The organism is Paenibacillus puldeungensis (assembly GCF_042678945.1).
Taxonomy (GTDB): Bacteria; Bacillota; Bacilli; order Paenibacillales; family Paenibacillaceae; genus Fontibacillus; species Fontibacillus puldeungensis.
On the sequence record NZ_JBHTLM010000001.1, the window covers coordinates 256,703 to 274,248 of the forward strand.

Annotated in this window: 16 protein-coding genes; 11 read left to right on the forward strand and 5 right to left on the reverse strand. The window is 47.2% G+C overall.

The window, feature by feature from the left end; all coding sequences use genetic code 11:
* Positions 1–11 precede the first annotated feature (11 nt).
* Together ACFQ3W_RS01125 and ACFQ3W_RS01130 are read left to right on the forward strand one after the other, a co-directional pair.
* A complete protein-coding gene (locus tag ACFQ3W_RS01125; RefSeq protein WP_379315748.1) occupies positions 12–1,007 on the forward strand; it encodes a carbohydrate ABC transporter permease in 996 nt (331 codons plus the stop codon).
* 418 nt (positions 1,008–1,425) lie between these two features.
* A complete protein-coding gene (locus ACFQ3W_RS01130; RefSeq protein ID WP_379315750.1) occupies positions 1,426–1,935 on the forward strand; it encodes an AAA family ATPase in 510 nt (169 codons plus the stop codon).
* On the opposite strand, the gene ACFQ3W_RS01135 is transcribed toward ACFQ3W_RS01130, so the two are convergent.
* Positions 1,922–3,289: an MATE family efflux transporter gene (locus ACFQ3W_RS01135; RefSeq protein ID WP_379315752.1), complete on the reverse strand. Its 1,368-nt coding sequence runs from the start codon at positions 3,287–3,289 to the stop codon at positions 1,922–1,924. The two genes, ACFQ3W_RS01130 and ACFQ3W_RS01135, sit on opposite strands and share 14 nt — an antisense overlap.
* A 91-nt stretch (positions 3,290–3,380) precedes the next feature.
* Complete coding sequence (locus ACFQ3W_RS01140; protein ID WP_379315754.1) at positions 3,381–3,947, reverse strand: TetR/AcrR family transcriptional regulator; 567 nt, start codon at positions 3,945–3,947, stop codon at positions 3,381–3,383.
* A gap of 173 nt (positions 3,948–4,120) precedes the next feature.
* Between ACFQ3W_RS01140 and ACFQ3W_RS01145 the strand changes: the two genes are divergently transcribed.
* The 3 genes from ACFQ3W_RS01145 (at position 4,121) to putP (ending at position 7,444) form a co-directional block, all read left to right on the forward strand.
* The gene (locus tag ACFQ3W_RS01145) at positions 4,121–4,546 is read left to right on the forward strand and encodes a MarR family winged helix-turn-helix transcriptional regulator (protein ID WP_379315756.1); all 426 of its coding nucleotides are present in this window, start codon (positions 4,121–4,123) and stop codon (positions 4,544–4,546) included.
* A 12-nt stretch (positions 4,547–4,558) separates the two neighbouring features.
* Positions 4,559–5,803, forward strand: coding sequence for an MFS transporter (locus tag ACFQ3W_RS01150; protein WP_379315758.1), 1,245 nt, complete (start codon positions 4,559–4,561; stop codon positions 5,801–5,803).
* 108 nt (positions 5,804–5,911) lie between these two features.
* Positions 5,912–7,444, forward strand: coding sequence for a sodium/proline symporter PutP (gene putP / locus ACFQ3W_RS01155; RefSeq protein ID WP_379315760.1), 1,533 nt, complete (start codon positions 5,912–5,914; stop codon positions 7,442–7,444).
* A gap of 465 nt (positions 7,445–7,909) precedes the next feature.
* Here putP and ACFQ3W_RS01160 read toward each other — a convergent pair whose 3' ends face one another.
* Together ACFQ3W_RS01160 and ACFQ3W_RS01165 are read right to left on the reverse strand one after the other, a co-directional pair.
* Positions 7,910–8,533, reverse strand: a complete 624-nt coding sequence (locus tag ACFQ3W_RS01160) for a hypothetical protein (protein ID WP_379315762.1) — start codon at positions 8,531–8,533, stop codon at positions 7,910–7,912.
* Between the two features lie 32 nt (positions 8,534–8,565).
* Entirely contained in the window at positions 8,566–8,982 is a 417-nt protein-coding gene (locus ACFQ3W_RS01165; protein WP_379315764.1) for a hypothetical protein, read from the reverse strand.
* A 279-nt stretch (positions 8,983–9,261) separates the two neighbouring features.
* Between ACFQ3W_RS01165 and ACFQ3W_RS01170 the strand changes: the two genes are divergently transcribed.
* A complete protein-coding gene (locus ACFQ3W_RS01170) occupies positions 9,262–12,327 on the forward strand; it encodes a hybrid sensor histidine kinase/response regulator (protein WP_379315766.1) in 3,066 nt (1,021 codons plus the stop codon).
* Between the two features lie 254 nt (positions 12,328–12,581).
* Here ACFQ3W_RS01170 and ACFQ3W_RS01175 read toward each other — a convergent pair whose 3' ends face one another.
* Complete coding sequence (locus ACFQ3W_RS01175; protein ID WP_379315768.1) at positions 12,582–13,124, reverse strand: GNAT family N-acetyltransferase; 543 nt, start codon at positions 13,122–13,124, stop codon at positions 12,582–12,584.
* A gap of 294 nt (positions 13,125–13,418) precedes the next feature.
* Here ACFQ3W_RS01175 and ACFQ3W_RS01180 point away from each other — a divergent pair, with 294 nt between their 5' ends.
* The 5 genes from ACFQ3W_RS01180 (at position 13,419) to ACFQ3W_RS01200 (ending at position 17,542) form a co-directional block, all read left to right on the forward strand.
* Positions 13,419–14,297 carry a LysR family transcriptional regulator gene (locus ACFQ3W_RS01180; RefSeq protein ID WP_379315770.1) on the forward strand — a complete coding sequence of 293 codons (879 nt, stop codon included), beginning with the start codon at positions 13,419–13,421 and terminating at the stop codon, positions 14,295–14,297.
* Between the two features lie 142 nt (positions 14,298–14,439).
* The gene (locus ACFQ3W_RS01185) at positions 14,440–15,270 is read left to right on the forward strand and encodes a transporter substrate-binding domain-containing protein (protein ID WP_379315772.1); all 831 of its coding nucleotides are present in this window, start codon (positions 14,440–14,442) and stop codon (positions 15,268–15,270) included.
* 33 nt (positions 15,271–15,303) lie between these two features.
* Positions 15,304–16,086: an amino acid ABC transporter permease gene (locus ACFQ3W_RS01190; protein WP_379315774.1), complete on the forward strand. Its 783-nt coding sequence runs from the start codon at positions 15,304–15,306 to the stop codon at positions 16,084–16,086.
* Complete coding sequence (locus ACFQ3W_RS01195) at positions 16,083–16,793, forward strand: amino acid ABC transporter permease (RefSeq protein WP_379315776.1); 711 nt, start codon at positions 16,083–16,085, stop codon at positions 16,791–16,793. Before ACFQ3W_RS01190 ends, ACFQ3W_RS01195 begins: the two co-directional genes overlap by 4 nt.
* The gene (locus ACFQ3W_RS01200; protein ID WP_379315778.1) at positions 16,790–17,542 is read left to right on the forward strand and encodes an amino acid ABC transporter ATP-binding protein; all 753 of its coding nucleotides are present in this window, start codon (positions 16,790–16,792) and stop codon (positions 17,540–17,542) included. The genes ACFQ3W_RS01195 and ACFQ3W_RS01200 overlap by 4 nt, the downstream gene beginning before the upstream one ends.
* Positions 17,543–17,546 lie beyond the last annotated feature (4 nt).

Genomic DNA, 17,546 nt, shown 5'->3' on the forward strand with positions numbered 1-17,546 from the left:
GGGCTTGAGGGATGGCAAGCATCTGGAACCCGGTGGATGAAGCGGCTCATAACCGATTAAGTCGGGTAAGAAATAAAATGGCAGCCTGGCTCTGGTCTTTTTGCCGTTTTTTGCTCATCATTGGGATTGCGTTTGTGATCATTTATCCGTTATTAATGAAGTTTTCGGTTGCGTTCAAAGCGAAGGAGGACATTTACAACCCGACGATTTACATGATTCCGGTGCATTTCACGCTGGACAATATCAAACTGGCGCTCGATTTGCTGGACTATTGGCCGCTGCTGCTCAACACGTTTGTTTACGTGTCCATAACGATGCTGCTGACGACGATGTCGACTGCACTAGCGGGCTACGGCTTTGCCCGGTTCAACTTTCCGGGGAGCAGCCTTCTGTTCGGGCTTGTGATCCTGACGATTCTCATCCCGACGAGCACGCTGATGGTGCCGATGTACCTGCATTTCAGAAGCTTTGATGTGCTGGGATTAGTCCACCTGTTTACGGGTAAGGAAGGCATAAACCTGCTAAACAGCTATTGGCCGTCGATCATTACCTCAGCTACGGCGACGGGACTTAAGGCGGGCTTGTTCATTTATATTTTTCGCCAGTTCTTCCGGGGAATTCCGAAGGAGATTGAGGAGGCGGCGCTCATTGACGGGGCGGGAGGCATTAAAACGTTCTTCTTGATCATGCTGCCGAATGCAATTCCACCGCTGATTACGGTGACGTTGTTCTCGTTCGTGTGGCAGTACAACGACACATTCTATACTTCGCTGTTCATGAGCGAAAGCGCACTCATGCCGCTCAAAATCGCTTCTTTACCGGCCGATGCCAGCCAATTCCTGCCTACTCTCATGGGACTTGGCGATACCGCCAAATCGGACCCGAACTACGTTGCGCTCGTGGTGGATACCGGCATTTTGCTGGCGATTCTGCCGCTCATCATCCTGTACTTGTTCGTGCAGCGCCATTTTGTGGAGAGCGTCGAACGGACCGGGGTGGTGGGATAGCGATGGGATAGCCCATGCAGGTTTGGGATAGCCCGTCATTAGTACTCGTGCGGCGATTAAGGGTAAAAAACGGCCTTATTTCAGGGATTTTATGGTTTTATTTTAAAATAAGGGAAATTTTTGGACTTATTTCCGGTAACTGAGCCCCAAAACCTCGTTATTCCAGGGGCAAACCGGAAATAAGTCCTTTTTTTACCCCTATTCCGTATCAAAAGGGCTATAAACCTAAAATAAGGCCGAAAAGTACCCTTATTTTTTTGTGAGGCGGCAGACACTGAAAAAGCTTCTGCTCTATCGTCCTAGTTGGATATGTAGTAGCAGCCTAACTTGTACATTGTAAATCGACACCAGCAAAACGTTCATTCATAATTATAGCTGAAAGACAGCCAATGAACTGAGGAGGCAGTGAGACGCGAGCATGAAGAAGCTTATTATGATTAACGGTACAATGGGTGTCGGTAAGAGCGAGGTCAGCAGACAACTGCTCAAGATAATGACGCCTGGTGTATGGCTGGACGGTGACTGGTGCTGGAACATGAACCCGTTTGTCGTCTCGGATGAAAACAAAGAGATGGTGCTGGATAACATCTGCTATTTGCTCAAAGCATTTTTGCAGAATACAGGCTACGAGTATATTATTTTCTGCTGGGTCATTCACCAAGAGGACATTTTCGATCAATTATTGACGCGTCTTATAGAAGTGGAATTTGAACTCTATAAAATTTCGCTGATTTGCTCTAAGAAGGCGCTGACCTCCCGGCTGCAAAACGATGTGAACGCTGGAATCCGCACCCCGGATGTGATAGAAAGAAGCATCCCTCGGCTTGCTTTATACCGTCATATGGACACGCATAAAATTGATGTTAGCGATATTACGGCGGAACAGGCGGCGCAAGAAATTAAGCAGTTTTTGCTTAACCAAGCTTAAGGTTCACTGGGCCATTGGGTAGTCCATCATCTCGATGTTTATTAGCACGAAGGAGCAACACCCTAGCTAGAAAAGCTGCGGTGACAGCTGCAACCCCGTGGCTCAACAGCACCGCCCACCATACGCCGTTTAGTCCCAGTGTGGTATGGGAGAGTAGGTCGGCGAGGGGCATTCTAACCAGAATGTAGTAAAAAATCATCAAATACATGCCCATGCCCGGTTTTCCGAGTCCGTTGATCGTTCCCGTAAAGCAGCTCGTTGTCGTGTTGAGGATGTAACCGACACTAACAATTAGAAAATAGGTTTTTACAATAGAAGCGGCTTCGGTACTATTCAAGAACAGATGCGAGAGATTTCCGGAAAAGACGACGACGAAGAGAGACAGAACAACGAGTAAACCTGTGCTGTAAATTAAGGAGGTTTTCAAATATTCCTTTGCCCGGTCAAGCCGTCCTGCACCCACACACTGCCCGATAATGGCGGTAATCGCCATGTTTAGAGCCATAGCCGGATAGAACAGAATCGTTTCCAGCTTACCGGTAATCCCGTAGGCTGCGATGGAGGTTACGCCAAAACCGCTGACGATAGAAGTCAAGACACTGGTGCTTAGTGCAGGGATACTTTGTTGAATAACGGAGGGGAGGGCTTTGCTGAGCAAAGCCTTTTCTTCTACCCAATGCACAAAAGAAAAGCTGAAGCTAAACAGTTTTTTTCGAGCGATATAGCAGACCATTAGAATTAAAGCAATAAATTGGGACAGAAGCGTCGCTACGGCCGCACCTCGAAATCCCATCATATGAATAAAAAACGGATCCAATACCGTGTTCAGAATGGTACAGGAAAGAATCGCGAGCACTTGGAATTTCGTATTTCCATAGCTGCGCAAAACGGCGGTAAAGTACAAGTACAGATAGACAGCGATAAAGCCAAGCATATATAGGGAGATATAGTCTTTTGCCATCGGAAAAATTGATGCCGGCGTCTTCAGCAGCTTGAGAATCTCATCCATGCCAAATTCACAGATGACCGTAAGCACTAAGCTAAAAATGACAGAGCTGATCAACGAAGTCGATAATATAGTTTTTGCTTTTAGGTCATCCTTGGCCCCGATCGCCTGAGACAATAAGATCGCGAGCCCATTGGTTGCTCCCATCCCGATAGAGGTGAGCAGTAAGATAATCGGCGTAGCATTGGTCAGCGCCGCCATCGCATTTTCCCCGAGTAAATTGCCGATCCATATGCTGTCCACCAGATTGTAAGCCATATTCAGCAGCATGGCGATCATGAGAGGGACGGCCATTTGGAGCAGTCCTGTGCTCGTTTTTCCGTTTACAAAGTCAATTTTTGCGTTCATCAATCATCTTTCCTTTCATATAAAGTGAATGAATATCATTCATTTGTAGTTCAAATATTACCCCTGCCCATTTACGGACAGGGGTTCTATATTAATGCAACAATTGCAGAAGAAATGCTCGGATCCGCTCAATCTTTTCCTCGCCGGTTAGATCCTCCCGCAGCAAAATGCCTAGCTGACCGTATGTACAGAAGCTTGCCGCAGTTTCCGCATCGGCTATATGAAGCTGCCCCGCATCGATTTCCCGCTGAATTTGCTCGGTGATGAGAGGGACGAGCTTGCTGCAAATTTTCATCGAGAGTTGGTCATGAATTTTGTGGCTGTTTGCGCCATGAAATACTTTGTAATAAAAGCTGTTATCCTGCTCGGTCTCCATGAAGGTGGGGGTGTCGAACAATTTCTGCTTTAATGTTTTGTTCAGGTCGCTCAGGAAGGGCCGCATCTCGTTGACCTGTTGTTCGGAGTAATAGTCTACCGCAGAGTCAAAAAGCTCTTCCTTGGATTTGAAATAACGGTAGCACAGCCCCTGCGCAATGCCGATTTTTGCCGCAATATCGCTGATGGACGTTTTGTCATATCCATTCAAGTAGAAAAGTTCAATAGCCGTATCCATAATTTCCTGTCTTCGTACTTCGGGTTCCTTCGTAATGCGAGTCATGGTTTTTCCTCCTCACTCGTACAGTGAATATATTAGTTGGGGTGTTAGGATTTGTCAATGAATAATATTCATTCAGTATTGTTTCCCACCCCAAGCACACTTGACAAAAAACGACAAAATCATATACTAGTAAATAATTAACTAGTATACTAATTAATATTTCGAGGTGCTTTATGAATTCAGATCAGTTAATCCATTTGCTTTATCAAACAACGCGTGCGATTTCTCAGGGGTTAAATCAAGCTCTTACGGATCATGGACTGTATAGTTCGGAATGGTCCGTGATTAAGGCCATCAAAGAAAAAGGCACGATTTCGCAAATTATGTTGGCGAATTATTTAAATATTGAACCGGCGGCTATATCTAAAACCCTTGTCAAATTGGAGGAAAAAGGATTCGTCGAGAGGGGAACTGGAAGTGATAAGCGCGAAAAAAAGGTATTTCTAACGGAGAAGGGGCAAAGCGAGTTTCCTGTTTGGGAAAAGGTTGTGGAGAAACACAGACAAGCTATTCTTGCGGATTTATCTGAAGAAAAACAAAACCAGCTATATGAGATGGTGCAGTCCATTTATGTGAACACGCAAAAGTATAAAGACTAAGGGGACTTCATTTTGACGAAGAAGAATGCATCTTTGATAAATGTTAACGAAAAGCTGTGGACCAAAGACTTTATCTTGCTTACCATTTCCAACACTTTTTTGTTCAGTGGATTTCATATTTTTCTACCTACACTTCCGATCTATGTTCTAAAACAAGGCGGGTCCAGCACCGATGTAGGTTTATTATCTGCCATTTTTGTTTTCTCGGCCATATTAATTCGTTTTCTCACGGATTTTGGAATCAGAAAATGGGGTAAAAAATACTACTTATACGTCGGGTGCATACTTTGCTTTATAGCGAGTCTAAGTTATATTTTAGCGACATCGGTTCCCCGGTTGCTTTCCTTACGGGTCGTTCATGGCTTAGGCTTTGGTATAGCTACCACTTTATACGCTACTATTGTGTCTGATATCCTTCCAAAGTGGCGGCGTGGTGAAGGCATGGGCTATTTTGGTCTAGGAACAACGCTTGCCATGGCTGTGGCTCCAGGCCTCGGTGTATGGATTGTTGACAACTTTTCCTTTAGCACTCTATTTATTGTAGCCACGCTCAGCCAGGTGATTGGGCTTGGTTGTTTGTTAATGTGCTCCATTTCCAATGATCGGACCGTCCGCTCAAATCCTAAGGATAAATCATCTATATTGGACAAGCTGGTTGATAAGCGGCTTCTATTTCAAGCCTTTCTTACCTTACTGTTCGGTGTTTGTATCGGTGGAGTTCTAAACTTCATTGCTTTGCTAGCTAAGGAAGCCCATATCGCTAATTCAGGGTATTTTTTCTTGGTATGCACCGTATGCATCTGTTTGTCGCGTATTGTGACTGGAAGAGTATTTGATAGTAAGGGTCCAGCCTGGGTGATCACCCCTGGTGCCATATTATTTCTGCTGGGCTTCATCGTGCTGGCGAAAAGCAAGAGTATGGGCTCTTTCCTCACGGCTTCTGCTTTTTACGGTTTTGGCTATGGCACGATTTTCCCGGCCCTTCAAACCTGGATGTTTAACCTGGTTCCCGCATCCAAACGCAGTGCGGCAAGCTCAACTTTTTATAATATGGTTGACGTCGGCAATGGAATTGGCTCCGTCGGTTTAGGCATGCTAGCCGGAAAGCTGGGATACGCCTCGGTTTATGCGTGTTCCTCCATCATCATGTTTGTTTTTTTAGTCAGCTATATTTATTTCGTAGTCATCTGGAGAAAAAAGCAAGACTCCGCTAATGATCAGCGCTCGAAAGTAGTGAAGATAGAGGAGCTTAATTAGCTTTCGAACTAAATCGTCTGAGTATGCTCGTCCAGCTCTGTTGAGAAATCAATAGAGCTTTTTTTAACTGCATTTTATCCTTTACTCCTTTAAGTCTTTTATAGTATAATGCGGTACTATAGCAAAGCAAAGACAACTAGAAGGGGATGCATCGCTATACAACTTCAACTTTTGTTATCTGTTCTGGTCTATATGCTGGGGCTTTTGTGGATCGGTTATTACTCTTATAAAAAAACGACGAACTTGTCGGACTACGTACTTGGCGGAAGAAATATGGGACCTGCGGTAACGGCGTTAAGTGCAGGTGCCTCGGATATGAGCGGTTGGCTCCTTATGGGGCTGCCTGGAGCGATGTATGTGCAGGGACTTAGCGCAGGGTGGATTGTTGTTGGACTAACGCTGGGGGCTTTTGCTAACTGGACGTTTGTTGCTCCGCGGTTAAGGGTTTATACCGAAATAGCTCATAACTCGATGACGATTCCTTCTTTCTTGGAAAACCGCTTCGGCGACGGGACGCGAATCTTGCGATTAACCTCAGCCCTCGTCATTATTGTGTTCTTTACCATCTACATTTCGTCGGGTTTTGTATCGGGTGGAGTTCTCTTTGAGACGACGTTTCATTTGGATTATCATTATGGCTTATGGATTATAGCCGTCGTAGTTATCGCTTATACGTTGTTCGGCGGGTTTATGGCTGTCAGCTTAACCGACTTCGTGCAGGGAATTATCATGGTAGTGGCACTGGTCTTGGTACCCTTGGTTACGGTCATCGAGGTTGGCGGTATCGGACCAACAATAAGCGAAATACACGCGATTAATCCGGCGATGTTTGATGTATTAAAAGGGACTAGCTTCCTCGGGATTATCTCTTTTATGGCTTGGGGTCTTGGTTATTTTGGACAGCCGCACATCATCGTGCGCTTTATGGCCATCTCATCTATTCAGGAAATTCGTAAAGCTCGCCGAATTGGCATGAACTGGATGGTCTTCTCTGTAGTGGGGGCGATGCTCACCGGTTTTGTCGGAGCGGCTTACATGTCCAGCAAAGGAACGAACTTGGCCGATCCGGAGACGATTTTCATTGAGCTTAGTAAAATTTTGTTCCACCCGATCATTACCGGCTTTTTGCTATCTGCCTTGCTGGCGGCGGTGATGAGTACGATTTCCTCTCAGCTGCTTGTTACGGCCAGTTCACTGTCGGAGGACTTGTACAAGCTCTTGTTCCGCCGCTCGGCATCTGACCGAGAAGCAACCTTGGTAAGCCGCCTTGCCGTGCTCGTTGTTTCGCTGATTTCTCTTGGCATGGCGTATACGAAGGATGATACGATTTTGGATCTGGTTGCTTATGCATGGGCTGGTTTCGGGGCCTCCTTCGGGCCTTTGGTTTTGCTGAGCCTGTATTGGAAGCGGCTGACCCGTTGGGGGGCATTATCCGGGATGATTTCCGGCGCGGTGACGGTCTTGATCTGGGCTAACGTTCCAGCCTTGACCGGAACGCTCTATGAGATGATTCCTGGTTTCGCCGTCAACCTAGCCGTCGCCTATATCGTCAGTGTTCTGTCACCGGCTCCATCTCAAGGGGTGAGGCAGCTATTTGAAACCTATGAGCAGCATTTGCAGAGCGGCCGGAATAAAGCTTGATTTCGAGCAAAGCCGAGTGGTCTTTCCCTAATCTCTTTGGGGGAGATCTCCCGGCTTTTTTTACAAATTAGAATCTCAGGTAGGGAGCGCTCTTTAACAATATCCGGGGTGGAAATCCAAGCTTTTTCTTAAGCGGCCAATAAGGGGAAGCACTTTGTAAAATAACACCAAATGTGTAGATCAACAACAAGTGTGAAAAGTGAGGTGCCGTCAGGACCTCCTATGATCGCAGAACTTAATAAATGTATTTTGTACAGTTAAACATCGGCTTGCCCGGAGACTTAACCATTTAGATGTAAAAAGTGCAGCTAAAAAGAGCAAAATAACCCTCTCAAGCCAATTTGACCCGTTTTAGATGTAGGAAATGCAGTTAAATCTCAAAAATCCGCAATTTGCCCAAAAATAGCTGCACAAAATGCATTTAGTGCCAATTCTTCTAAGAAGATACGTCGATGGACATTTTTCTTAAATGGAGTTAATCGCAATACTTTCTACAACAGCACCCACCAGCATTAGTAAAATTCCGCCAAGAAATGCGACCTTTTCCCCGGTTGACGGATGGATATCCTTGAATTTTCGCGTGACCGTCGTTTTTCCGCTGGTCCGTACCGTAGCGATTTGAGCAGCGGCGCAAGTGACAACCAACTGTCCTAACATTTCCCACAGTCCAGCTCGATGCGCAAGGTCAAACGTGCGCGTGAATCTGCCAAGCAGGGGGACGGCTTCGCTCGTCACGGAGAAAGACCACGTTCCAAGGACTATGGCGTTGATGCAAATAAACATGAAAAAGGCGGTGTAGCCGATAGATAGGTAGTTCTTTTCCCCGTCTTTCTTCTTCGCAAATAAACTGCCTAGCAGGATCACCAACACCGACAGCTGATTATAAAAAAAGATTTGTAACGTGAGGATTAACGTATTATCGGAGTTTTCCCAGTTTTGTAGCGGATTTTTGTTTTTCAACAGCCCTTCGGGAAGAAGGTAATAACTGATGGTCATGACGCCGAAAAACAGAATGAAGAATAAAATAAGTGCAACTATGATTCTTACCCCCACACGCTCGCTGCTTAGTCTTTCACGAAGGTATTTCATCGCTTTGCTTTCCTCCTTATTTCCTCAGCTAGCTACATTTCTTTTTGATACTTGCCCATAAAATATAGCGTTAGGATGTAATAGGCCAAAAAAACAGCTACTACCGTCATGGTGACCCATAGAGGCGCCGAAATGAGGATCGTAATGTACGCGATGACCATGATCAGCCACTGGGTAATGTCCCCGGCTTTCGCTTTGGCTCGTTGGCGAATCATCGTATTTCGCTCGTCATTTTCTTCGATTATTTTTATTTTCTCGAGTTCAGGGTTATTACGCTCGATTCGTCTCATCAACAGATTGGCAATTCCCATGCCAAACAAACCCGCCCCGACACCGATTACCACGCCGGATATCGTCTTCATGTCCTCGCTTCTAAACAAGAAGCTTGCAGCAATGAGGCAAATTCCTATAACAACCGTAGCGACATTAACGAAATTTTTCTTTTTCACGGTGGTTCCCCCTATAGTGAATACATTAAATTTAATGGAAAGTTAACTTTACATCCATAAAATAGCACAAAGTCGTATTGATGTAAAGTAAACTTTCCATAGGATTTCTATGCGCGGATTGAACTTTTCATGCTCCTTAAGATATACTTGTCAATGATTTAGTAGGGTCCAGGATTTGGATACACCCCTGCATAAGAGCTTGAGGTAAGGAGTCGGGTTGTTTTGATTAAGGTGGTTAGCAAAACCGCAAAATGGAAAATGATAGCTTTGTTGTGCCTAATGGTTATAACACTATTTGTGTTTCGAATAATTTGGATTACAGCGTTTCAAAGCTCAGACCAGCCGTATGCATCAAATGGACAACTGGATTTGCGAGCTTGGAACGCTGTTGATCATCGGACGATATCCCTGGATGGCGAATGGGAGTTTTATCCTCATACTTGGCTTATGGGTAGCGAACATCCGGGAGCTCGATATGAACAAAAGCCAGCCTTCCTGCAGGTTCCTGGAAATTGGAATAAATTAATGAAGCCGGGGAAGGGCAGTCCCTACGGTTACGGTTCTTATCGACTGCGTATTTCCGTTAATCCGGAGCAGCGGATCAATTACAGCCTTCGAATCCCCAGCGTTCGGAGTTCGTCCTCGTTATACGTGAACGGGCGTTTGCTATATGCATCGGGGAAACCAGGAGATAGTAAAGAAAAATATGTACCTCTTAACCTTCCTTATACATCAACCTTCACGGCAGATGATAGCGGCAATATAGATATTGTTATTGAAGCGGCAAATTATGAGGATCCTCGGGAAAGCGGGATTGTTCGTTCGATTAAGTTCGGAACTGAAAAAGCGATCACTCGGGAGGCGCAGCTGTCCATAGCCATGCAGCAGCTGGCTGCGGTAGTTTTTCTGATGCATGCTGGGTATGCTTTCATCCTTTATATAGTAGGTAACAGGGACAAAAGATTGCTTTATTTTTCCCTGCTGGGCGCTAGCGCCATGATGATGCAGCTGCTTGGCAGCGATGAGAAACTGTTGTCCTTCTGGCTACCGATCAATTATGAGTGGGGATTTAAGCTAGTCCACCTTTCGATGATTGGCATTGCGTATTCGCTGCTTCAATGCATCAAGCATCAACTCCCGAAATTGATCCGGAGGGCGTTCCCTTGGTTTGCTGTGATTTGTGCTGTGGCTGGTCTATTCGCTGCACTCTTACCTGTACGTTACTTGGTAGGGGTGCAACCAGCATATGGGCTGCTTATGGGGGCCTCGATTCTCATAACCATCGTCTCCATGCTGCGTACGTCTATCAAGGGTATTCAGGAAAATGCATGGCTGCTGCTGTCCTTGATCGCATTTACAAGCAACTTTGCTTGGTGGGCTTACTTTCTTGCGAGTGGTATTAAGGTGGTTTATTACCCGTTTGATCTGATCGTATCTATGGCCTGTTTTGTTGCGGTTTGGTTTAGAGAGTATTTTCAGGTGCATTCCGAGACTAAGCGGCTCGCCTCGAAGCTGCAAAAAGCGGACAAGCTGAAGGATGAGTTTCTGGCGAATACGTCCCATGAGCTCCGAAATCCGCTCCATAGCATACTCAACATTTCGCAAGCGGTTCTGGAAAGAGAACAGAAGTCTCTTCATGAGAGCAGCATCAAGGATCTGGGGATCGTGCTGACGGTAGGGCGACGTATGTCGCTCATGTTGAATGATCTACTGGATGCGATGAGCCTGAAGGAAGGAAATCCTCATCTGCAGCTTCGCCATTTTTCCCTCCAAACCATTGTTACTGGCGTCATGGATATGCTTCGCTTTATGACGGAAGGCAAAGCGGTTCAGCTTGTAAACCGGATTCCTGAACATTTTCCGCTGGTTGTAGCCGATGAGAACCGGGTGATCCAAATCCTGTTCAACTTGATTCACAATGCGCTGAAATTTACAGACGAAGGTGAAGTTTCGATAGCGGGATACGTCAAAGACGGCCTGGCACATATCGTCGTTGCGGATACGGGGATAGGCATGGATAAAGAGACGATCCGGCGCGTGTTCGAGCCATATGAACAGGCAGAGGCTGGAAAAACAATGGTCGAAGGGGGATTTGGACTTGGTTTAAGCATTAGCAAAAAATTGGTGGAACTGCACGGAGGAACATTACGGGTGGAATCCGCTCCAGGCGAAGGCTCCGAGTTCGTTTTTACGCTGCAGCTCGTGGAGGAGGCGGCTTCTTTCCCGCAGGAAGGAACCGTTACAGGGCAGCTTGCTGCGAAGGCCATCGAGGAATCGGCTGCGGCTCAGGCGGATTATAAAGCGGGGATTGAGCCGATATCCGAGGGCGATTCATTGTCTCTTTCAGCGGAACGGCCTAGAATCCTGATCGTGGACGACGATCCTGTAAACCTGAAGGTATTAGAATCGCTGCTCTCCCTGGAGCAATACGATATCATGACAGTCACAAGCGGCAAGAAAGCGCTGGAGACGCTGGATCTTAAGGAATGGGATTTGCTTATTTCCGATGTGATGATGCCGCAAATGTCCGGTTACGAGTTGACCCGTAAAATCCGCCAGCGATTCACCGTGACGGAGCTGCCAATCCTGCTGCTAACGGCAAGAAGCCAGCCGGAGGATATCGAAAACGGATTCCTGGTGGGAGCTAATGATTATGTCACCAAGCCGGTAGATGCGCTTGAAATCAGATCGCGGGTCAAAGCGCTAACCGGCGTGAAGCAATCGGTAAACGAGCTGCTGCGAATGGAAGCGGCGTGGCTTCAGGCGCAGATTCAGCCGCATTTCCTGTTTAACACGCTGAGTGCAGTTGCTGCGCTGAGCGAAGTCGATTTGGATCAGATGCGCCACCTGCTGGACGTGTTCGGCGATTTTTTGCGAGACAAATTTAAGCTGCAAAATAAAGATGAACTGGCGCCCATCGAGGAGGAGCTGAGCATTGTCCGCTCCTACCTGTATATCGAGCAGGTGCGGTTTGATGACAGGCTGAAGGTAGTATGGGAAATCGATGAATGCAAGGAATTAAAAATCCCGCTGCTCACCATTCAACCCCTCGTTGAAAATGCCGTAAGACATGGTGTGATGAAGCGTTCCCGGGGCGGAACCATTGCGATTCGGATATCCGACCACGGGGCGTATGCTGAAATTACGGTTGAGGATGACGGCGTGGGGATGGAGGAGGCGGTATGGCGAAGACTTCTGCAAAACAGATCGGACAGCCGCTCAGGCGTCGGCCTGCTGAACACGGATCTTCGGCTCAAACGTCGCTATGGCAAGGGGCTGCAAATTAGAAGCGAGCCGGGGCAAGGAACATCGATCTCGTTTATCGTGAACAAACCAGTAGGATAGGGCCATAAATTGGACAAGTGTCCCTGACCATTAGCCCACGATAGGCATATTAGAGGCGTTAATGCGCGCTCGCACAGCGTGTTGAGCGGTTGGAACGCCAAATTCGACGGATTAATCGTCTGGATCAAAGAGTAAGACAATCATTTAACTCTCCGTCATCGAAAAATGGGTTTGACAGACTAAAGTCTGCAGACCCATTTTTTTGTTTATGGTCATGGTCAAGCCCATCCAATATTAGGCTGCTTACAAATATACTAAATGGCGTTTTGCAGCAGCAGCGATCCCGGCAGTTCAATGCGATAGCCTTTAACAAGCGTTTCTCCATTGGTTGTATCCGTTTCATAGGCTCGCTCAAACCCCAGCTTTTCATACAGCTTCACAGCCGCCGCCATCATGTCGGAGGTATGAAGATTTAGTGTGGTTGCGCCAAGCCGAACAGATTTGCGGGCTGCTTCCTGAATGAGAAGTTTAGCTATTCCGCGTCCGCGGGTGTATGGAGATACAGCAAGGAGACGGATGATGGGGGAGTCGATGCCCATTTCCGGTTTACCATATGCAGCTTCCGAGGAGAGAAACAACTGAACGCTGCCGACAATCTCACCCCCGAGCTCTGCCACAATCCGGGCGTATGGGGCGTTCCCAAATACGGAGTTCCGAATTGCATCGCGATATTCCTCCCAGCGAGGCCTTGGCATTTCAAATGCATACTGTTGATAAGCCTCCAATATGAGTTTTGCAATAGCCTCCCGCTCCTCGCTCCGAGCCTCACGTATGATGACTTCTTGAACTGCGTTCATGTTTTCTCACTCCTTCTTTGGTATATAGGTTTCTGAGGATTTAACCCACTTTCTGAGGTAAGGTGTGATTAGTATACCAGTTAAATAATACTAAACACATCGGAAAACAAAATTTTCGATAAACTTATCAAAAATGTCTATATTAAGGCTTCCATGAAAGATATCAGTAAAGGGCGAGCCGAATATTGGATTGACAAAAACTTAGTGTCTGCCTAAGATAAGGATAATTTATCCTTAATTAAAACAATTATTAATAATCGGAATAATAGGATTTATGCTATAGGAGGTGTTCCTTTGAACATAGATAACATCGAAGCCTTTGTTTACATCAACCATTACGGCAGCTTTAACAAGGCCGCGGAAGTCCTTTTTCTCTCGCAGCCGACAGTAACCGCCCGCATTCAGTCGTTAGAGCGCGAGCTTGACTGCAGAGTGTTCGATCGTCTGGGGAAGCAGATTCATCTGACGGACAAAGGCAGGCAGTTCCTTCCCTATGCCCAGCAAATCCTCCAGACCTATCAGAAAGGGAGGCATCATCTTCATGCCAAAAGAGCCATGCCCAATGAAGTAAGAATCGGCAGCACTGTTTCGGTATCCAATTATTTGATGCCTCAATTGCTTATGGTTTTAAGCCAGCGTTTTCCCAAGATCAATTTCAAATTAACGACAGCTCCCACAGACATCCTTGCTGCAAAACTATCCGCCAAGGATATTGATTTGGCTTTCGTCCGCAAGCTAATGAATCCGGCGTTCCAGTCCTATCCTTTCTATGAGGACCCCATCCGCCTTTATGTTTATAAGGATCACCCTCTAGCCTCTGCCGGAAGGGCATCGATTCGTGAGATTCGGAAGGAGCCGCTGGTATTCTTCGAATGCGGGTCACTGGATTGGCTGCGGATTCACCGGGGATTTGAGACGTTGGAGCAGCCTCCGAATATCGTGTTTCAGGTAGATAATGCCGAAACCGCGAAGAAGCTTGTGCTGGGGCGGGCGGGAATCTGTTTTCTGCCCGGGCTGTGCGCCCGCGAGGAAGTTGAGAATGAAAGGCTCATTCCGGTCGATATTACAGAGACGTCAGGCGTTTCATTACAGACCGACCTAATCTCCCTTGCTGGCGAAAGCAGCGAGTTTATTGAAACTTTACTGGAGATGAGAGATAGCTTTTCCTATTAATGAAATGCATTAATGTATAGAAAAACTCTATTAGACGGGGATGCAAAATCCTTGTAAAGTAAATGACAACATAATTCTGACTAAGCACATTGGAATTATAAAAATAAAATGTGGGAGATTTAGAGAAAGGGGAGAGTTCAACATGAAAAAGTCATTTGCCATTGCTATGGCATTCCTTCTGACGGGGGTGATTGCTGGCTGCGGAAGCGGCGCAAAGGACGGTGAGGGAGCCCAGGCAAGTACGGCCAGTGCAGCTCAAGGAGAGGTCAAAAAAATCATCGTGGGTACAGGAACCGGATTTCCGAAGGTTTGCTTTATTGACGAAAACGGTAAGCTGACCGGATTCGATGTCGAGCTCGTCCGGATCATTGATGAACGTCTCCCGGAATATGAATTCGACATCCAAACCCAGGAGTTTTCTAATCTGCTGCTGAGCCTGGAGACGAAGAAAATCGACTTTGTAGCTCACGAGATGGAAGAGAACCCGGAAAGATCAGCAAAGTATTTGTTCAATAAGGAGCCTTACGCCCACTGGAGAAATAAAATTATCGTCGCTAAGGACAACAATACGATTCATTCTCTGGACGACCTAAAGGGGAAAAAAGTACTAACCAGTGCCACCAGTGCACAGGCTCAAATTCTGGAAAGCTACAATAAGGAGCACGACAACGCCATTAACATTGTCTATCAAAACGGCGCGGCCAACGATACTGTAAGCCAACTGACGACCGGCCGCGTGGATGCGACGCTGGGTGCGGACTTCTCCTTGTCGCTCATCGATCCACAGGGGAAGCTGAAGATCACAGGAGAGGACCTCTCGGAGGCCGACATCTTGTTCGTATTCCGCAAAGATGATCCGGAAGAGCAGAAGCTGGCCGATGCGATCGACGGCGTTTTGAAGGAGCTGAAATCCGACGGCACACTCGGCAAGTTGAGCAAGGAATGGCTAGGTTCCGATTTCACCGCAGATTAATGGAGAAAAACGGGTAGAGGGGGGGAGGAATATATGGGAGCACCGTTCGATTTCTCATTTGTGGTGGACTCTTTTTCAAAGCTTGCTTCAACCATGGGCATTACCTTGCTGATTGTGGCAAGCTCGTTGATCTTGGGGGTGATCGTCGGGTTTCTTATCGCTCTTCCCCGTTTGTACCGGATTCCGGTGCTGAATGCGTTCTTCAAAGTGTACGTTTCATTTTTTCGGGGAACGCCCATTTTGATTCAACTGTTTTTATTTTATTACGGTCTGCCGGAAATGTTTAAGCTGGTTCACATCGACATCACCCGTGCGCCAGTACTTTTCTTCGTTATCCTGACCTATGGGCTCCATACCGGCGCTTTTATGTCGGAAACGATCCGGGCATCGGTAACTGCGGTTGATCGTGGGCAAGTGGAGGCCGCCTATGCCATTGGTATGAACAGGTATCAGGCGTTTACCCGTATTGTACTGCCCCAAGCCTTGGCGGTTGCTGTTCCAGTATTCTCCAATCAGGTTATTGCCCTGCTGAAGGATACTTCGCTGGCTTTTACGTTAGGCGTGATGGAGATGACAGGAAAAGCGCAGACGCTTGGCACCGTGACTCAACATTTTATCGAGGCCTATATCGCTTTGGCTTTTCTATATTTAATCGTCAGCTTCATCCTGGAGAGACTGCTGAAGCTGGCGGAATTGCGGCTCTTGAAGCATGAGCCAGCGGAAACAGTGGCGAGAAAGCAGTTCAGTTTGGGGAGAAAATGGTTCTACAACCGTCTGGCAGGCGTGGAAACCGATAAGGGAGGCGTAAATCTGTGAAAATAGACCCTTCATTCCTCTGGACAGCTTTTGTGAAATTGCTGGCAGCGGTTCCGACCACGCTTCTTATTACCGCCGTGTCTGTGACGGCTGGCTTTGTCATCGGTCTGATTGTGGCTATCGTTCGAATTTATAAAGTTCCGGTACTTAGCCAGATTGCAGCCGCGTACGTCACTTTTATCCGCGGTACGCCCATGATTACGCATTTGTTGCTCATATATTTCGGCCTACCGGCGCTTCTTGATGCGATATCCACTCAATTAGGCTTGGGCTTTAGATCGGCCTCAATTCCGATGATCACCTTTGCTTTTATATCATTCTCTATTACGGCTGGGGCTTATATGGCCGAGGTGATCCGTTCCGGGCTGCTTGCGGTTAGCCGTGGACAGTTGGAAGCCGCCTATTCGATAGGCATGACTACGACTCAGGCTCTGCGGCGGATTGTGTTTCCCCAGGCATTGGCCGCGAGCCTCCCGAACCTGTCGAATTCCGTCATCGGCATGCTGCACGGCTCCACGCTTGCTTTTACCGTTTCCGTTGTCGAGATTAACGCCAAGGCGCAAATTGTGGCGTCCACCAACTGGAAGTTTTTCGAGGCGTATTTGGCGGCTGCGGTTATTTACTGGGGACTCACGCTTCTGATCGAAAAGGTAACGGCGCTGCTGGAGAAACGAATCAATCTATACAATCGGGGGGGAGTGGCATGATCAAGCTGAGCCATATTTCAAAGTCTTTCGGACGGAATCAGGTGCTGAAGTCGATCGACCTGACTGTGAACAAAGGGGAGGTTGTGGTGATTCTTGGACCAAGCGGATCTGGAAAAACCACGCTGCTTAGGTGCCTGAATTATTTAGAGAAGCCCAGCGGCGGCGAAATTGCGATCGGTGATTTTAAACTGAACTGCAAGCAGGCGACCAAGAAAGAAATCCATACCCTTCGCCAAAAGTCGGCCATGGTGTTTCAGCAATACAATCTATTCAGGCACAAAACTGCCTTGGAGAATGTTATGGAAGGCCTAGTTATAGTGAAGAAGCTTCCGAGGGAGGAGGCCAGAGAACGAAGCGCTGCTTTGTTGGAAAAAGTGGGCCTTGCGGATAAGCTGGACGCCTATCCGAGCCAGCTCTCGGGTGGACAGCAGCAGCGGGTGGGAATCGCCCGGGCCCTGGCGCTCGAGCCGGAAGTGATTTTGTTTGACGAGCCCACGTCGGCTTTGGACCCGGAGCTTGTCGGGGAGGTCCTGGAAGTAATTCGCAAGATTGCGAATGAAGGCATTACGATGATCGTCGTGACCCATGAGATCAGCTTTGCGCAGGACGTGGCCAATCATGCTGTGTTTATGGACGGGGGGATTATTGTAGAGGAAGGTCCTCCGGCCGAACTGATCTACCATCCCCGCGAGGAGCGGACGAGACAGTTTCTGAAGCGGATTACGCCGGAACTCAATTTTAGCATTTAGGAGG